Source organism: Trinickia sp. (assembly GCF_036503415.1).
Taxonomy (GTDB): domain Bacteria; phylum Pseudomonadota; class Gammaproteobacteria; order Burkholderiales; family Burkholderiaceae; genus Trinickia.
Genome location: NZ_DASXWY010000211.1, coordinates 1 through 14,708, shown reverse-complemented (window position 1 = coordinate 14,708; position 14,708 = coordinate 1). Strand labels below are relative to the sequence as shown.

Genomic DNA, 14,708 nt, shown 5'->3' with positions numbered 1-14,708 from the left:
AGCCACATGAACGACCCCCTCTCCACCGGTTTTCGCTGCGGCATGATCGCGATCGTCGGCCGTCCGAACGTCGGCAAATCGACGCTGATGAACGCACTCGTCGGCCAGAAGATCAGCATCACGTCGCGCAAGGCGCAAACGACGCGCCATCGCATCACGGGTATCCATACGTTTGACGATGCTCAGTACATCTTTGTCGATACGCCGGGGTTCCAGACCCAGCACAGCGGTGCGCTGAACCGTTCGCTGAACCGTGCCGTGACGTCGACGCTCACTTCGGTCGATGCGATCCTGTTCGTCATCGAAGCCGGGCGCTTCGGTCCCGACGACCAGCGGGTACTCGATTTGATTCCGCCGTCGGTGCCGACGCTGCTGATCGCCAACAAGCTGGACCGTGTGGGCGACAAGAAAACGCTGTTCCCGTTTTTTCAGAAAATGGGCGCATTGCGCGATTTCAAAGAGATCGTTCCGCTCTCGGCCAAGCATACTGACGACATCACGCGATTGCTCGCGACGATCAAGCCGTATCTGCCGCAAGGCGAGCCGATCTATGGCGAGGACGATCTGACCGATCGCAGCGAGCGCTTCCTGGCCGCGGAGATTCTGCGCGAAAAGGTGTTTCGCTGGACGGGGGACGAACTGCCTTACACGAGCACGGTGCTCATCGAAAAATTCGAGACCGAGGGCCGTCTGCGTCGCGTGTTCGCGACGATTCTCGTCGACCGCGATTCGCACAAGGCGATGATCATCGGTCAGAAGGGCGCGAAGCTCAAGCAGATCAGCACCGAGGCGCGCCTGGACATGGAAAAACTGTTCGACGGGCCCGTCTACCTCGAGACTTTCATCAAGGTGAAGAGCGGGTGGGCCGATAACGAAGCCGGGCTGCGTGCCTATGGGTACGAATGACACGTGCGTGAGCGAATCGGCCCTCGGGCCGGGTGACGCGGACGGACAATCTGGCCACGGTGAACCCGAGGGCGGCAGCGCACCGACCAACGCCCCGCCGCGCCGGCGCGCCCGGCGTCAGGGCAGCCAGGCGCACGGGGAGGCCCGCGCTAACACCCGTACATCCGCGCGTGCGTCCGAATACCGCATCGCGGAGCAGCCGGCATTCGTCCTGCACAGCTATCCCTATCGCGAAACGAGTCTCGTCATCGATGTGTTTTCGCGCGATCATGGCCGGCTCGCGCTCGTGGCGAAGGGCGCGAAGCGTCCACATTCGGCATTGCGCGGCGTGCTTCAGACGTTCCAGCCGCTTTCCATGTCGTGGTCGGGCAAATCCGAAATGCGTACGCTGACGGGCGCCGAATGGGTGGGCGGCATGCTGCCGCTTTCCGGCGACGCACTGTTGTGCGGCTTTTACGTCAACGAATTGCTCGTCAAGTTCTGCGCGCGCGAAGACTCGCATCCCCAGCTTTTCCATCACTACGTGGTCACGCTCACCCGGCTTGCGCACGATGAGCCGGCTGTGCAGGTGCTCCGTTCGTTCGAGCGGGTCCTGCTGCGCGAAACCGGCTATGCGATGGCCCTCGATCGCACGACCGCGCGCCGTGCGGTCGACGCCGCGGGCCGCTATGTCTTCGATCCCGAACGCGGCGTGTGCGAAGCGTCGCCCGATATGCCTGCCCACTGGCCCGTCGTTGCAGGACAGACGTTGCTCGATATGGAAAACGACGATTACCATCGCGTGCAGACTGTCGCGCAAAGCAAGACGCTCATGCGCTTTTTGCTCAACACCTATCTTGGCGGCGCACCGCTTGCGACGCGCCAGATCCTGATCGACCTCCAGAATCTATGAGCTTTTTTCTTACGTCACCCCACGTGATCGATCTCGGTGTCAACATCGATCACGTTGCCACGCTGCGCAACGTGCGCGGCACGTCCTATCCCGATCCGATCGAGGCTGCGCTGCTGGCCGAGCATGCCGGTGCGGACGCGATCACGCTGCATCTGCGCGAGGATCGCCGCCACATCCGCGACGCCGACGTCCGTGCATTGCATTCGCAGCTCACTACGCGGATGAACCTCGAGTGTGCCGTGACACAGGAGATGCTCGACATCGCGTGCGACGTCCGCCCGCACGATGTCTGTCTCGTGCCCGAAAAGCGTGCCGAGCTCACGACCGAGGGCGGGCTCGATGTCGCCGGCCATCTGGAAGCCGTGCGTTCGGCCTGCCGCCAACTGGCCGATGCGGGTGCGCGCGTGTCGCTTTTCATCGATGCGGACGAAGCGCAGATTCGCGCCGCTCACGATGCCGGCGCGCCCGTCATCGAGCTGCACACGGGGCGCTATGCCGATGCGCATGACGAGCGCGAGCAACGCGCGGAGTACGAGCGGATCGTGCGCTGCGTTGCGCTTGGCGCGTCGCTCGGTCTGAAGGTCAACGCCGGCCACGGACTGCACTACACGAACGTTCAGCAGATCGCGGCGATCGAGGGCATCGTCGAGCTCAACATCGGGCATGCGATCGTCGCGCGCGCCGTGTTCACGGGATGGGAAAACGCTGTGCGCGAGATGAAAGCCATCATGGTAGCCGCGCGGCTCGCGGCCACGCACTGATTGGCCTTCGGGGCAAGCTGCAAGGACGAAAAAAACGCATGGCGATCTACGGCATCGGCACGGATCTCATCCAGGTAAGCCGCGTCGCGGCGGTGATGATGCGCACGAATGGGCGCTTCGCGGAAAAAGTATTGGGCCCGGACGAATTGCGTGTCTATCATGCCAGGCGCGCTCGCTCGGAAGCTCGGGGGCTGGCTTATCTGGCGACGCGTTTTTCGGCGAAAGAGGCTTTTTCCAAGGCAATCGGGCTCGGCATGCACTGGCCGATGACCTGGCGCGCGTTGCAAACACTGAACGAGGCGAGCGGCAAGCCGTTCGTCGTCGCGTCGGGAGAGCTCGCCGCGTGGCTCGCCGAGCGCGGTATCAGCGCGAGCGTGACCCTCAGCGATGAACGCGACTATGCCGTTTCCTTCGTCGTCGCCGAAACGGGTGCCCCGGCGGACTGAACGCACCGCACGCTGTCCTCTCCTTATTTTTTCGCAACGGATCTCAATCGATGAAGCGGATTCCCGGGCCTGTCATGCTCGATGTCGAGAGCACGGTACTCAACGAAAACGATGTACGACGTCTCTCGCACCCGATGACGGGCGGCGTCATCCTGTTTGCCCGCCACTTCGAGGACCGCGCGCAACTGAAGGCGCTGACCGACGCCATCCACGCCGTGCGCGAGGAGCTCATCATCGCGGTCGATCATGAAGGCGGGCGCGTGCAGCGCTTTCGCACCGATGGTTTTACGGTGCTGCCGCCCATGCGCCGGCTGGGCGAACTCTGGGACAAGGACGTGCTACTGGCGACGAAGGTCGCGACCGCGACGGGCTATATCCTGGCGTCCGAATTGCGCGCTTGCGGCGTGGACCTCAGCTTCACGCCTGTGCTCGATCTCGACTACGGTCATTCGCAGGTGATCGGCGACCGCGCGTTTCACCGCGATCCGCGCGTCGTAACCTTGCTCGCCAAGAGTCTGAGCCACGGCCTCGCGCTGGCGGGCATGAGCAACTGCGGCAAGCACTTCCCCGGGCATGGGTTCGCGACGGCCGATTCGCACGTGGCGTTGCCGAGCGACGATCGTCCGCTCGATACGATCCTGCGTGACGACGCGGCACCCTATGGCTGGCTCGATCTCGCGCTCGGTTCGGTCATCCCGGCACACGTGATTTATACGCAAGTGGATGACAAGCCGGCCGGCTTCTCGCGCATCTGGCTCGAAGAAATCTTGCGCGGCAAGCTGGGCTTCACCGGTGCCATTTTCAGCGACGATCTGTCGATGGAGGCCGCGCGCGCGGGCGGTACGTTGACGCAAGCGGCCGCGGCGGCGCTGGCAGCGGGCTGCGACATGGTGCTCATCTGCAACCAGCCGCAAGCAGCCGAGACGGTGCTCGAGGAGCTCAGGTATGCGCCGTCGAAGGAATCGGGGCGCAGGATCGGTCAATTGCGCGGGCGCGGCAAGCCGCCCCGATGGGGCAAGCTCGTCGCGCGCGCCGACTATCAGGCCGCGCAAAGGCTGCTGCGCAGCACGTTGGGCTGACGCGACCCCGGCGGGCCGCGGCCTGATGCTCGGTTCAAGCCATCTTCATGCGCTGCAGCTTGTTGTAGAGCGTCTTCGGGCTGATGCCGAGCAGTGTCGCCGCGCGGTGGCGCGTGCCGCCGACCGCATCGAGTGTCGCGCGAATCAGCAAATCCTCGACATCCGAAAGCGGCGTGCCGACCGTCACCTGAACGCTGCCGCCGTTCAAACGCCGGCCGCCGATCGTGGCGGCCTCGTCGGCGCGCAGTGTGTCGACGATATCGTCCGAGACGTTGTAGGCGCGCCGCACGCGCTCATGGAGCTCGCGCACATTCCCCGGCCAGTCGTAACTGAGACATTCACGCATGAGGTTCGGCCCGATGCGCTTGTTGACGGTGGCGAGCCCGCTTGCGTTGATTTCGCGGTTGAGATCGTCGACGAGGGCTTCCGCCAGTAGCACCGCATCGTCGTCGCGCTCACGCAACGGCGGCAGCGCCACGGAAGCCGCATCGAGTCGCAGCCAAAGGTCCTCTCGCAAGACGCCTGCGTTGACCGCTTCGCGAGGCGGTTTGCGCATCGTCGCGACGATCCGGCAATCGAGACTGATCGGATTCGCGCCGCCGACACGCGTATAGGTTTGCGAATCCAGCGCACGAACGAGCGTTTCTTGCTGCGCGAGCGGCAGCTCGGCGATCTCGTCCAGAAACAGCGTCCCGCCGGCCGCCTGCTCGAACAGCCCCGGCTCGCGGCGCTCTGCGCCGATACCGGGCTCCTGGCCGAGCAGGATGCTATCGAGCGGCCGATCGTTGTCGGTGTCGCGCGCGAAGCCGCGGCAATCGAAGACCACGAACGGACCCTTGCGACGCCGGCTCATCTCGTGCAGCGTGCGGGCCGCCACTTCCTTTCCGGCTCCGGCTTCGCCGGCAATCAGTACCGCGCTTTCGGTGGGTGCGAGGCGCTCGATCGAATCGTAGACGTGCTGAATCGCATTGCTACGTCCTATCATCGGACCGAAGCGGCCGAGCCGGCGCAACTTCGCACGCAATGCCTGGACTTCCTCGGTGAGCTCGTAGGGCCGCGGAATGCGTGCAAGCAGGCTGCGCAGGCGCGGGATGTTGACGGGCTTGAGCAGGTAATCCCAAATGCCGTGGCGCAGCCCTTCGATCGCGCTTTCGACCGTCGCATTGCCGGTCATCACGATCACCGGCAGTACGCCATCCGGCTGGGCGGGCAGGTGCGAAAGGAGATCGAGGCCGCTGCCGTCGGGCAGGTTCAGATCGATGAGCACGACATCGGGAATGAAGCGGCTCAACGCGGCCCGCGCTTCGGCGAGCGAGACGGCGGTGTCGACGGAAAATCCGTCTGCTGCGACGATCGCGGACAGGCCGGACAGGCTGTTGGGATCGTCTTCGACAATCAGAGCATGTGGCATTGCGGGCGGCAATCAATCAATTCAAGGGAGCGGCTCGCCCGGCGGACCGGGCCGGGAGTGGGCCGGGGCTTGGCCGGCGGGCGAAAACGTGAGCCGAAGCGGCAATCATTGCGACAAGCAGGTTTCACGCCATAAAAGTTTTTGCTTTCAAAACAGCGGGCTAGCAAAAAACGCCAGGCATCGCTGCGGGTTTGTCGGGCCAGGGACGGAAAAAACGACCGGTAAAGTTTTCTCAACCATACACCACTCATACGAAAAAAAAAGCGCCCCGATGGGGCGCCCGGTTCGGCAGGGTGCTTGCCCTTACTTTTCTTTCAAACTGCTTACGCGCGGCTGCGATATTCGTGCGTGCGCGTGTCGATTTCGATTTTGTCGCCGATGTTGCAAAAGAGCGGGACTTGCAGCTCGAAGCCGGTATTGATCTTGGCCGTCTTGAGGACCTTGCCCGACGACGTATCGCCCTTCACAGCCGGTTCCGTGTAGATGATTTCGCGCACGACCGTGGTCGGCAGTTCGACGGAGATCGCCTTTTCGTTGTAGAACACGACTTCGCAGACCATGCCTTCCTGGAGATAGTTGAGCGCATCGCCCATCATCTCTTTTTCGACTTCGTACTGGTTGTAGTCGGCGTCCATGAACACGTACATCGGGTCGGCAAAGTACGAGTAGGTCACTTCCTTGCGGTCGAGCACGACGACGTCGAACTTGTCGTCCGCCTTGTAGACCGTTTCCATGCCCGCGCCGGTCAGCAGGTTCTTGAACTTCATCTTGACGACGGCGGCATTGCGGCCCGATTTGTTGTATTCGGCTTTCTGGACGACCATGGCATCGCTGCCGATCATCACGACGTTGCCCGTGCGGAGTTCTTGTGCGATCTTCATAAAAAACACTGTCCTTGCGAATGAGGTTTCCTGTTGCTCAACGGCATCGATCGCTTGAAGACATCGCTTGAAAACGCCAGACCGCCGTTGGAGATAACCGCTTATTTTAACTGGCTTTTTGCAAACTGCGCTAGGTTTGATGCGAGATCGCCGAGCGTCGCGAGCTCATCGGCCCAACTGGCGGCGCGCGCATAAAAGGCCTCCCGGTGGGACCAGAAGTCCGCCCAGTCGGGCGTGCCGGCCCCGTTCCAGGCGTGCCAGAAGCGATCCATCGCCGCGCGAGCCGGGGCGGGCAGCGGGGCCGCATAGTGGGCGAGCGCGGCATCGAGCTTCGGCAGATGGGCGGCGTCGGCTTGCGGGTAGATGTGCCAGACGAACGGCCGCCGCGCCCATTGCGCGCGCACGAAAGAGTCTTCTCCGCGCACGAAATTCAGGTCGCTTGCCCAGAGCATCTCGTCGAAGGCAGCCTGGGGCACGAACGGCAGCGCATGCGCGCGCAGGTTGCCACGCTCCGCCAGTGCGGGGGCCTTGAACGAAGCAAGATCGAAAAAGCGCGCGACCGCACCGGAGATGCGTCCTTCCGGCACGAGCAATATCACGGGGCCCGGCGCGTCGCGCCATTGCGCGAGCAGTGCTTGCGCGGCCGGGTTTTCGTACGCGAACAGCGAGATGACCGTTGCCTCGGGGCCGGGGGGCGGCCCGAGCGTCATGCGCTGCCACCACGTCTGGCGCGCTTCGCTGGACGAAAGGAAGCGTGCGCGCGCCGCGTCGAGATCGCGCTCCTTGATGACACCGCCCGTGCCCTGCCCGAGACCGGGGAAGAAAAACGTCTTCACGAGCGCATGGCGTGGATGCGGTGAGGGCTTCAAGTGGACGCCGGCCACCCAGTCCTCGGCGCTCAGGTACTCGAGATTGAGCCAGACCGGCACGCGCTCGCGTCGTGCCATTGCGGCGAGATAGGGCGCCGGCAATTCGCATGCGAACGCCTCGATGACGACATCGGCGACTTGCAGCGTTTCGCCGGCATGAACGTCATGCCATTGCTCGATCTCGATGCCGGCCACTGTCTGTCTCGATGCGGCGACATCGACGGCCGGCTCGAGCCGCGCGAAAGTAGGAAGATCGTCCACGATCAAGCGCACCTGCCAGCCATGTTCGCCGGCGAGCTGGCGGGCCAGACGCCAGCAGACGCCGACATCTCCGAAGTTATCGATGACGGCGCAAAAGATGTCGCAGGCGAGCACGGACGACGCTGCGCTCGCTGGCGCCGAGGCGCTCGGATGGGACGGATCGGACATGATGCAGCGCGCCGCGCGGGCGCGGGAGCCGGCGCAAATGTTCTAAACTGGCGATTCTAAAGCACGCCGTGCCGGCTCGCAGCCAGGCGCGGCGCTTTCCGTCCGACATCCGCATGACCGAACCGCACGCCCCCGAACCCGCCTTCGAGCCCAAGCGCATCCTCGCGCAATTGCCGCATATGCCCGGCGTCTACCGGTACTACGACAAGCTCGGTGCAGTGCTTTACGTGGGCAAGGCGCGCGACCTCAAAAAGCGCGTCTCGAGCTACTTCACCAAGACGCAGCTCTCGCCGCGCATCGCGATGATGGTCACGCGCATCGCACGCATCGAAACAACGGTGACGCGCTCCGAAGCCGAAGCGCTGCTGCTCGAGAACAATCTGATCAAGGCGCTGGCGCCGCGTTACAACATCCTGTTTCGCGACGACAAGTCCTATCCCTATCTCAAGCTGACGGGGCACAAGTTTCCGCGCATGGCGTATTACCGCGGAGCCGTCGACAAGAAGAATCAGTATTTCGGGCCGTTTCCGAGCGCGTGGGCGGTGCGCGAAAGCATCCAGATCCTGCAGCGCGTGTTTCAGTTGCGCACGTGCGAGGACTCGGTGTTCAACAACCGCACGCGGCCTTGCCTGCTGCATCAGATCGCGCGCTGCACCGCGCCGTGCGTCGGTGCTATCAACGAGGAGGACTATGCGCGCGACGTCGAAAACGCATCGCGCTTTTTGCTCGGTCGCCAAAACGAGGTGATGAAAGAACTCGAGGCCAAGATGCATGCCTTCGCGGCGGAGCTGAAGTTCGAGCAGGCCGCGGCCGTGCGCAACCAGATGAGTTCGCTGTCGACGGTCCTGCATCAGCAGGCGATCGAAGTCGGCAGCGACAGCGATGTGGACATCCTCGCCGTCGTCGCGCAAGGCGGACGCGTCTGCGTCAATCTGGCAATGGTCCGCGGCGGGCGGCACCTCGGCGACAAGGCCTATTTCCCGGCGCATGTCGACACCCCGCCCGGCGTCGAGGAGGCGGCGTTGGAGGCTGCGCTCGATGCGCCCGCGCCGCTCGACGCCGACGACATGCCCGAACCCGGCGTCGCGGCGGGCATCGAAGCCGAGGTCCTCGAAGCGTTCATCGCGCAGCATTATCTCGGCAATCGGGTACCGCCGGTGCTCGTCGTCAGCCACGCTCCGGCGAGCCGCGAACTCGTCGAGCTCCTGAGCGAGCAGGCGGGCCACAAGGTCACGCTCGTGCGTCAACCGCAAGGCCAAAAACGCGTCTGGCTCGGAATGGCCGAGAACAATGCACGTCTTGCGCTCACGCGGCTGCTGTCGGAGCAGGGCTCGCAGCAAGCGCGTACACGCACACTCGCCGAAACGCTCGGTCTCGAATGCGACGATCTCGCGCATCTGCGTATCGAATGCTTCGACATCAGCCATACGATGGGCGAGGCCACACAGGCATCGTGCGTCGTGTACCGCGATCACAAGATGCAGTCGAGCGAGTACCGGCGCTACAACATCACCGGAATCACGCCCGGGGACGATTACGCGGCCATGCGCCAGGTGTTGACGCGCCGCTACGAGAAGATGGTCGAGTCGGCCGCGGGCAACGCGGACGATCGCGCAGCCGAGCTGCAGCCCGAGGCGGCAGCCGATCCGGGGCTCGCCGCCGATGCGGCCGAACCGACCGCGGCCGGCGGCACGCTGCCGAATATCGTGCTGATCGATGGCGGCAAAGGGCAAGTCGAGGTCGCGCGCCAGGTCTTCGCGGAGCTGGGGATCGACCGCTCGATTCTCGTCGGCGTGGCGAAAGGAGAAGGGCGCAAGGTGGGACTCGAGACCCTCGTGTTCGCCGACGGCCGCGCACCGCTGGAGCTCGGCAAGGAGAGCGCTGCGCTCATGCTGGTCGCCCAGATTCGCGACGAGGCGCATCGCTTTGCGATTACCGGCATGCGCGCCAAGCGTGCCAAGGCGCGTCAGACCTCGCGGCTGGAAGAGCTCGAGGGCATCGGCGCCAAACGCCGGCAGCGGCTTTTGGCGCGATTTGGCGGGCTGCGCGGCGTGGTGGCGGCAAGTGTCGAGGATCTGGCAAGCGTCGAAGGTATTTCGCTCGCGTTGGCCGAGCAGATCTACAGGCAACTGCACTGAAGGGGCGCGAAGGGCATCGGCGGCCGAGTCCGCCTACCGCCGCGGCTTGGCTGCGGCTTGGCTTGTGGCGGGTCCGTCGACACGGCACAATGGCGTCTCCTTGTTCCGTCAACTTCGCGGGGCCGCCGGCCATTCGCTCATGCCGTTCAATTTTCCGATTTTCCTGACGTGGCTGCGGATCGTGCTGATTCCGCTCGTCGTTGGCGTGTTCTATGTGCCGGACGCGTGGATGAGCGAGCCGCATCGCAACGCGGCGGCGTGCGTCATCTTCGTGCTCGCCGCGCTGACCGACTGGTTCGACGGCTATCTCGCCCGCAAATGGAATCAGACTTCGGCGTTCGGTGCGTTTCTCGATCCCGTGGCCGACAAGCTGATGGTGACGGCCGCGCTCCTGATCCTGGTACAGCTCGGCCGAATCGAAGCGGCGATCGCGCTCGTGATCGTGGGGCGCGAAATCGCGATCTCAGCCCTGCGCGAATGGATGGCGCAAATCGGAGCATCGAAAAGCGTGGCGGTCAATCAGCTCGGCAAGTTCAAGACAGCCTGCCAGATGGTTGCGATTCCGATGCTGCTCTTCGGGGCGCCGCTGCGCATCGGCGGGTGGGTCATCGCGACACACGTGTGGGGCGTCTGGCTCATTTATCTCGCTGCCGTCCTGACGATCTGGTCGATGCTGTATTACATGAAGCTTGCCTGGCCTCAAATTCGCGAGCGCGGCGGCATTCTGTAGGCATAAGGCGCAAGGCTCTCGTCGTTCGTCGAAACGTTTCCGACGGATCCAGCCTCGTCAAAGACCGAGTTCGCCCCGCAAAAGCCGCGCGGCGGCTTGCGTCACCTCCAGCCATGCACCGGGCGTCGGTTGGCGAATCAGGCGTGCGCTCGGATACCACGGAGTGGGCTCCCCAGCCATGTTGCCTTGCGCCGGCGTGCGGGGCTCGGCAGTGAACCATCGCCAATCGGCGGCGAACGGCAGCATCAGCAAAAGCGGTTTGCCCAGGGCGCCGGCAAGGTGGGCGATCGACGTATCGATCGAAACCACGGCATCGAGCCTTTCGACGATGGCGGCCGTATCGGCGAAGTCGCGAATCCGGCCTTCGTAACGATGAATCGACGCGCGCTTGGCGTGTATGGCCAGCGATTGCGCATCGAGTTCGCCGATAGCCGGCTGCAGAACGATCCAGTCTATGCCCGCAAGCGCGAAAAGCGGCGCGAGTGCGTCGACCGGCATCGTGCGCGTCTCATGGGCCTGAATGCGGCCGGCCCATGCAATCCCCACCTTGAAACGCGCGTGACCGCCCAGCGAGCCTCGCCAGCGGCGCCGGTAAGCCCCGGGTACTTCGACGTAGCGGCGTTGGGCGGGCAGTGTGTCGCGCCTCGTGCCGAGCGCAAGCGGCAGGCTCAGTAGAGGGCACTGCAGATCGGCTTCGACTTGATGAGCTTCGTCGCGTGCGACGATCTTGACCCGCCAAAGCGGCCCGAGCGGCTCGACGAGCGGCAGCAGCTCGGGCTGCACGGCAAATACGACACGCCCCGCGCGTTCGCGCGCGAGCGGCACGAAGCGCATGAATTGAAGCGTATCGCCGAAGCCCTGTTCGGTTTCGACGAGCAGCGTCCGCGTTTCGATCGGCTCGCCATGCCAGCGGGGCAGGGCACGTTGCACCGCGCGGCCCGACGCCGCGTCGGCGGTCGCCGCGAGTTCCAGCCGGGCTTCGTATTCGGGCAAGCCCCGTGCGAAGTCGCCGAGCGCAAGCAGCGTCAGCGCCCGGTTGAGCCGGGCCGAAGCGAGTTCCGGACGCAGCCGCAATGCCTGATCGTAGGCGCGCAACGCTGCATCGTGCGCGCAAAGCGCGTGGTGCGCGTTGCCGAGACTGAGCCAGGCGAGGCTCATGCGCGGATCGAGCCCGACCGCGCGCTCGAGTGCGGAGATCGCGTGCGCATGACGGCCCAGCGCGGCGAGCGCATTGCCGAGCCCGAGGAGTGCCGGTGCAAATGGCGCGTGCAGCGCCAGTGCCGCCTCGAATGCCACGACGGCTTGCTCGTGCTGGCCTGTCGCGTCGAGGGTGTTACCCAGATTGAAGTGTGCGGCGATGAAGCGCGGCTCGAGCGCCAGGGCCCGGCGGAAATGGACGATGGCGTCATCGGCTCGGCCGAGTGCCGCATAGGCCATGCCGAGGTTGTTATGAGCGCCTGCGTGATCGGGGCGCAGGGCCAGCGCCTGCTTGAACGCCTCGATCGCGTCGTCGTGCCGTCCGACCGCGTGCAGCGCGTTGCCGAGATTGTTCCAGGTCGGCGCGTCGTCGGGCGTAAGAAGCAGCGAGCGCTCGAATGCATCGACGGCGTCCGCGTGCCGGCCCGCCGCTGCATAGGCGTTGCCGAGGTTGTAATGCGCGAGCGGGAACTCCGGTGCAAGCGTCAGCGCGTTTCGAAACCGCTCGATGGCGCCGTCCAGTTGGCCGAGCGCCTTCAGCGCATTGCCGAGATTGAGCTGCAGACCGGCGTCGTCCGGACGCAGCCGTACCGCGCGGCCGACGAGATCGGCAGCTTCGGCGTGTCGTCCTTGCTGATGGCGCAGTACCCCGAGCAGATGCAGGGCGTCGGCGTGCGTGGGGTCGGCGGCGAGCGCCGCGCGATAATCGCGCTCGGCGTCGGCGAGCCTTCCGTCACGATGGGCCGCGTAAGCGCGAGCGAAAAGAGAATCCATGACGGCAGGAAAAGCGGTGAACGCGGCATTTTCCCACACTCGCCGTGCCACGCGAAAAGCGCGTTCGCCGCGCCGGCCAGCGGGCGGCCAGCGTACACTAGGCGAGTCGTGGTTCGCCGGAGGAAAACGCATGGCCGCCGCCGCAAACGAGCAGCCCGTGCTGATCGTCGGCGCGGGCCCAACCGGGCTTGCCGCCGCGATGAGCCTCGCACGTGCGCAGGTCGCCGTGCGCATCATCGATCGAGCGCCGCAACCGGCGGCGCACTCGCGTGCGATCGGCATACAAGCCCGCACGCTCGAACTCCTGGAGCAGCATCGCGTCGTCGAGCCGTTTCTCGCGGCCGGTCACCGGTTGCGAGCCGCCAACCTGTATTCGAACGGTCATCGGCTCGCGCGGCTCGATTTCGACCCGTTGCACACGCGCTATCCCTACTTGATGTGCCTCGATCAGACGGTGACGGAGCGCATCCTGACCGAGCATCTCGCCACTTTCGGCGTGACGGTGGAACGCGGTACCGAACTGGTCGGCCTGACGCAGGGGGCCGCGCGCGCCGAGGCCGAACTCGTTGATGCCGACAGCCGGCGCGAGACGGTGCACGTCCCATTCATCGTCGCGGCCGACGGCGCTCATAGCACGGTGCGCAGCTTGCTCGGACTCAGCTTTGCCGGTAAGACGTTCGAACAGACGTTCATGTTGGCAGACCTGCATGCCGATTGGGATTTGCCCGACGACGAGTTCCATCTATTCGCATCGGGAGAAGGCTTGGCGGCCCTGTTCCCGATGGGCGGCGGCCGCCACCGGTTCATCGCCGATCATCCGGAGCCGGTCGCCGATGGAAAGGCAAAGCCACGGGAGCACGCCGAGGCGAGTTCGCGCGACGGTGACGATCCGCCCGGCGATCCACCGCTCGCGCTTTTTCGCGAGACTGCCGGGCGCCGCATCCATCGTCCGCTCGAGTTGTCGGGGCTTGAATGGTCGTCGTACTTTCGATTGAACAGCAGGATGGTCGAGCGATTGCGCGTGCAGCGTACTTTCCTCGTGGGCGACGCGGCGCACGTGCATAGTCCGGCCGGCGCACAAGGCATGAACACCGGCATCCAGGAAGCATTCAACCTGGGCTGGAAACTGGCGCGCGTGCTCAAAGGGCACGCCGCGGAGCATCTGCTCGATACCTATCAGGCGGAGCGTCACCCCATCGAGCGCGACGTGCTGCGGCAGACGAACTTCATTACTCAGTTGGCCGAGGCCGAACGGGGGGCGCTGAAGCTGTTGCGCGAACGGGCGATGCCGATCCTCGCGGCATTCGGGCCGCTGCGCGATGCGGCGCGCCTGATGGTGAGCGAGCTCTCGATCCAGTACCGGCGCAGCGCGCTCACGCTCGAGCGCGTGCTCGATGGAGGCCCACGTGCCGGCGAGCGCGCGCCGGATGCACTCGTGCATGTGATCGATGGCCCGCTCGGCCGGGCCCCGGGCACCGGCTGCATTTTCGATCTGCACGACCCAGCCTACTTTTCGCTCTTTTTACTGGTGGGCGCGCCCGGCGACAATCCGAGGGGGTTCGATGCCACCGACGCGCTTGCCGCGAGGTCCACCCCGCCCGATCCGAGCATCGAGAAGCTTGCCTCGCTCGTCGAGCGTGTATTGGCGGGGAATGTGCGCATTTGGCATGTGACCGATGCGCAAAGCGGAAGCGGCACGCCGCTGATGGAGGCTTACGGAAGGACTCGCCCGGCGTTCTATCTGCTGCGGCCCGACGGCTACATTTGTGCGCGCGGCCGTCCGGCAACCGATGCCAGTGCACTGGCAAGGCATTGCGAGAGCTGGTTCGCGGCGAGGCGCGAAAACGGTTGATGATTGCTGTTTCCCCGGGGAGCGATTCCCCGGGGGAAAACGTCAAGCGGCTTCGGCCGGCGTGAGCTTCTCGCGTGTCCGGACCAGCGCGTCTTTGACGATCGGCAGCATCGCGGCGCTCGCTTGAGCATCGTCGAGTGTCGCCAGAATCGCCCGCCGCATGCGCGGCTCCCAGAAGCGCCGGATATGCTCCGAGATGCCAGCGAGGGCCTCGTCGCGATCGGGCATCGACTCGAAGAACTCGCCGATGCGGTTGGCCATCTCGATCAGGTGCTGCTCGTTCATCGTCGGTCTCTCACTGTGCTCATTTGCCCGTGCCCGCATGGGCCGCGCCGCGCTCGCG

General features: G+C 64.8%; 13 protein-coding genes. 8 read left to right on the top strand and 5 right to left on the bottom strand.

Translation table 11 applies throughout. From position 1 onward, the window contains the following. The first annotated feature begins 6 nt into the window (after positions 1-6). From era to nagZ, 5 genes are read left to right on the top strand one after another with little or no spacing between them, the layout of a single operon-like run. Positions 7-906: a GTPase Era gene (era, locus tag VGL01_RS24395; protein ID WP_331573981.1), complete on the top strand. Its 900-nt coding sequence runs from the start codon at positions 7-9 to the stop codon at positions 904-906. Beyond that, positions 893-1,798: a DNA repair protein RecO gene (gene recO, locus VGL01_RS24390; RefSeq protein ID WP_331573979.1), complete on the top strand. Its 906-nt coding sequence runs from the start codon at positions 893-895 to the stop codon at positions 1,796-1,798. Before era ends, recO begins: the two co-directional genes overlap by 14 nt. Continuing rightward, a complete protein-coding gene (gene pdxJ, locus VGL01_RS24385) occupies positions 1,795-2,559 on the top strand; it encodes a pyridoxine 5'-phosphate synthase (protein ID WP_331573977.1) in 765 nt (254 codons plus the stop codon). Before recO ends, pdxJ begins: the two co-directional genes overlap by 4 nt. 38 nt (positions 2,560-2,597) lie before the next feature. Continuing rightward, positions 2,598-3,005, top strand: coding sequence for a holo-ACP synthase (gene acpS / locus VGL01_RS24380; protein ID WP_331573975.1), 408 nt, complete (start codon positions 2,598-2,600; stop codon positions 3,003-3,005). Positions 3,006-3,055: 50 nt separating this feature from the next. After that, entirely contained in the window at positions 3,056-4,084 is a 1,029-nt protein-coding gene (gene nagZ, locus VGL01_RS24375; protein WP_331573973.1) for a beta-N-acetylhexosaminidase, read from the top strand. Positions 4,085-4,118: 34 nt separating this feature from the next. Here the strand turns inward: nagZ and VGL01_RS24370 are convergent, their stop codons facing one another. The 3 genes from VGL01_RS24370 to earP form a co-directional block, all read right to left on the bottom strand. Beyond that, on the bottom strand, positions 4,119-5,495 hold the full coding sequence (locus tag VGL01_RS24370; protein ID WP_331573971.1) for a sigma-54 dependent transcriptional regulator: 1,377 nt from the start codon (positions 5,493-5,495) through the stop codon (positions 4,119-4,121). A 323-nt stretch (positions 5,496-5,818) separates the two neighbouring features. After that, positions 5,819-6,376 carry an elongation factor P gene (gene efp, locus VGL01_RS24365; RefSeq protein ID WP_331573969.1) on the bottom strand — a complete coding sequence of 186 codons (558 nt, stop codon included), beginning with the start codon at positions 6,374-6,376 and terminating at the stop codon, positions 5,819-5,821. A gap of 101 nt (positions 6,377-6,477) precedes the next feature. After that, positions 6,478-7,674: an elongation factor P maturation arginine rhamnosyltransferase EarP gene (gene earP / locus VGL01_RS24360; protein ID WP_331573967.1), complete on the bottom strand. Its 1,197-nt coding sequence runs from the start codon at positions 7,672-7,674 to the stop codon at positions 6,478-6,480. A 113-nt stretch (positions 7,675-7,787) separates the two neighbouring features. Between earP and uvrC the strand changes: the two genes are divergently transcribed. Both uvrC and pgsA read left to right on the top strand, forming a co-directional pair. Further along, complete coding sequence (gene uvrC, locus VGL01_RS24355) at positions 7,788-9,812, top strand: excinuclease ABC subunit UvrC (RefSeq protein WP_331573965.1); 2,025 nt, start codon at positions 7,788-7,790, stop codon at positions 9,810-9,812. A 139-nt stretch (positions 9,813-9,951) separates the two neighbouring features. Next, complete coding sequence (gene pgsA, locus VGL01_RS24350; RefSeq protein WP_331574092.1) at positions 9,952-10,542, top strand: CDP-diacylglycerol--glycerol-3-phosphate 3-phosphatidyltransferase; 591 nt, start codon at positions 9,952-9,954, stop codon at positions 10,540-10,542. A gap of 57 nt (positions 10,543-10,599) precedes the next feature. On the opposite strand, the gene VGL01_RS24345 is transcribed toward pgsA, so the two are convergent. Then, positions 10,600-12,513 carry a tetratricopeptide repeat protein gene (locus tag VGL01_RS24345; RefSeq protein WP_331573963.1) on the bottom strand — a complete coding sequence of 638 codons (1,914 nt, stop codon included), beginning with the start codon at positions 12,511-12,513 and terminating at the stop codon, positions 10,600-10,602. Positions 12,514-12,643: 130 nt separating this feature from the next. On the opposite strand from VGL01_RS24345, the gene VGL01_RS24340 reads away from it, so the two are divergent. Then, a complete protein-coding gene (locus VGL01_RS24340) occupies positions 12,644-14,365 on the top strand; it encodes an FAD-dependent monooxygenase (RefSeq protein ID WP_331573961.1) in 1,722 nt (573 codons plus the stop codon). A gap of 42 nt (positions 14,366-14,407) precedes the next feature. Here VGL01_RS24340 and VGL01_RS24335 read toward each other — a convergent pair whose 3' ends face one another. After that, complete coding sequence (locus VGL01_RS24335; RefSeq protein ID WP_331574090.1) at positions 14,408-14,650, bottom strand: formate dehydrogenase subunit delta; 243 nt, start codon at positions 14,648-14,650, stop codon at positions 14,408-14,410. Positions 14,651-14,708: the final 58 nt, after the last annotated feature.

Coding starts and splice junctions, on each gene's coding strand:
- era (WP_331573981.1), top strand. CDS start 7: ATGAACGACCCCCTCTCCACCGGTTTTCGCTGCGGCATGATCGCGATC.
- recO (WP_331573979.1), top strand. CDS start 893: ATGGGTACGAATGACACGTGCGTGAGCGAATCGGCCCTCGGGCCGGGT.
- pdxJ (WP_331573977.1), top strand. CDS start 1,795: ATGAGCTTTTTTCTTACGTCACCCCACGTGATCGATCTCGGTGTCAAC.
- acpS (WP_331573975.1), top strand. CDS start 2,598: ATGGCGATCTACGGCATCGGCACGGATCTCATCCAGGTAAGCCGCGTC.
- nagZ (WP_331573973.1), top strand. CDS start 3,056: ATGAAGCGGATTCCCGGGCCTGTCATGCTCGATGTCGAGAGCACGGTA.
- VGL01_RS24370 (WP_331573971.1), bottom strand. CDS start 5,495: ATGCCACATGCTCTGATTGTCGAAGACGATCCCAACAGCCTGTCCGGC.
- efp (WP_331573969.1), bottom strand. CDS start 6,376: ATGAAGATCGCACAAGAACTCCGCACGGGCAACGTCGTGATGATCGGC.
- earP (WP_331573967.1), bottom strand. CDS start 7,674: ATGTCCGATCCGTCCCATCCGAGCGCCTCGGCGCCAGCGAGCGCAGCG.
- uvrC (WP_331573965.1), top strand. CDS start 7,788: ATGACCGAACCGCACGCCCCCGAACCCGCCTTCGAGCCCAAGCGCATC.
- pgsA (WP_331574092.1), top strand. CDS start 9,952: ATGCCGTTCAATTTTCCGATTTTCCTGACGTGGCTGCGGATCGTGCTG.
- VGL01_RS24345 (WP_331573963.1), bottom strand. CDS start 12,513: ATGGATTCTCTTTTCGCTCGCGCTTACGCGGCCCATCGTGACGGAAGG.
- VGL01_RS24340 (WP_331573961.1), top strand. CDS start 12,644: ATGGCCGCCGCCGCAAACGAGCAGCCCGTGCTGATCGTCGGCGCGGGC.
- VGL01_RS24335 (WP_331574090.1), bottom strand. CDS start 14,650: ATGAACGAGCAGCACCTGATCGAGATGGCCAACCGCATCGGCGAGTTC.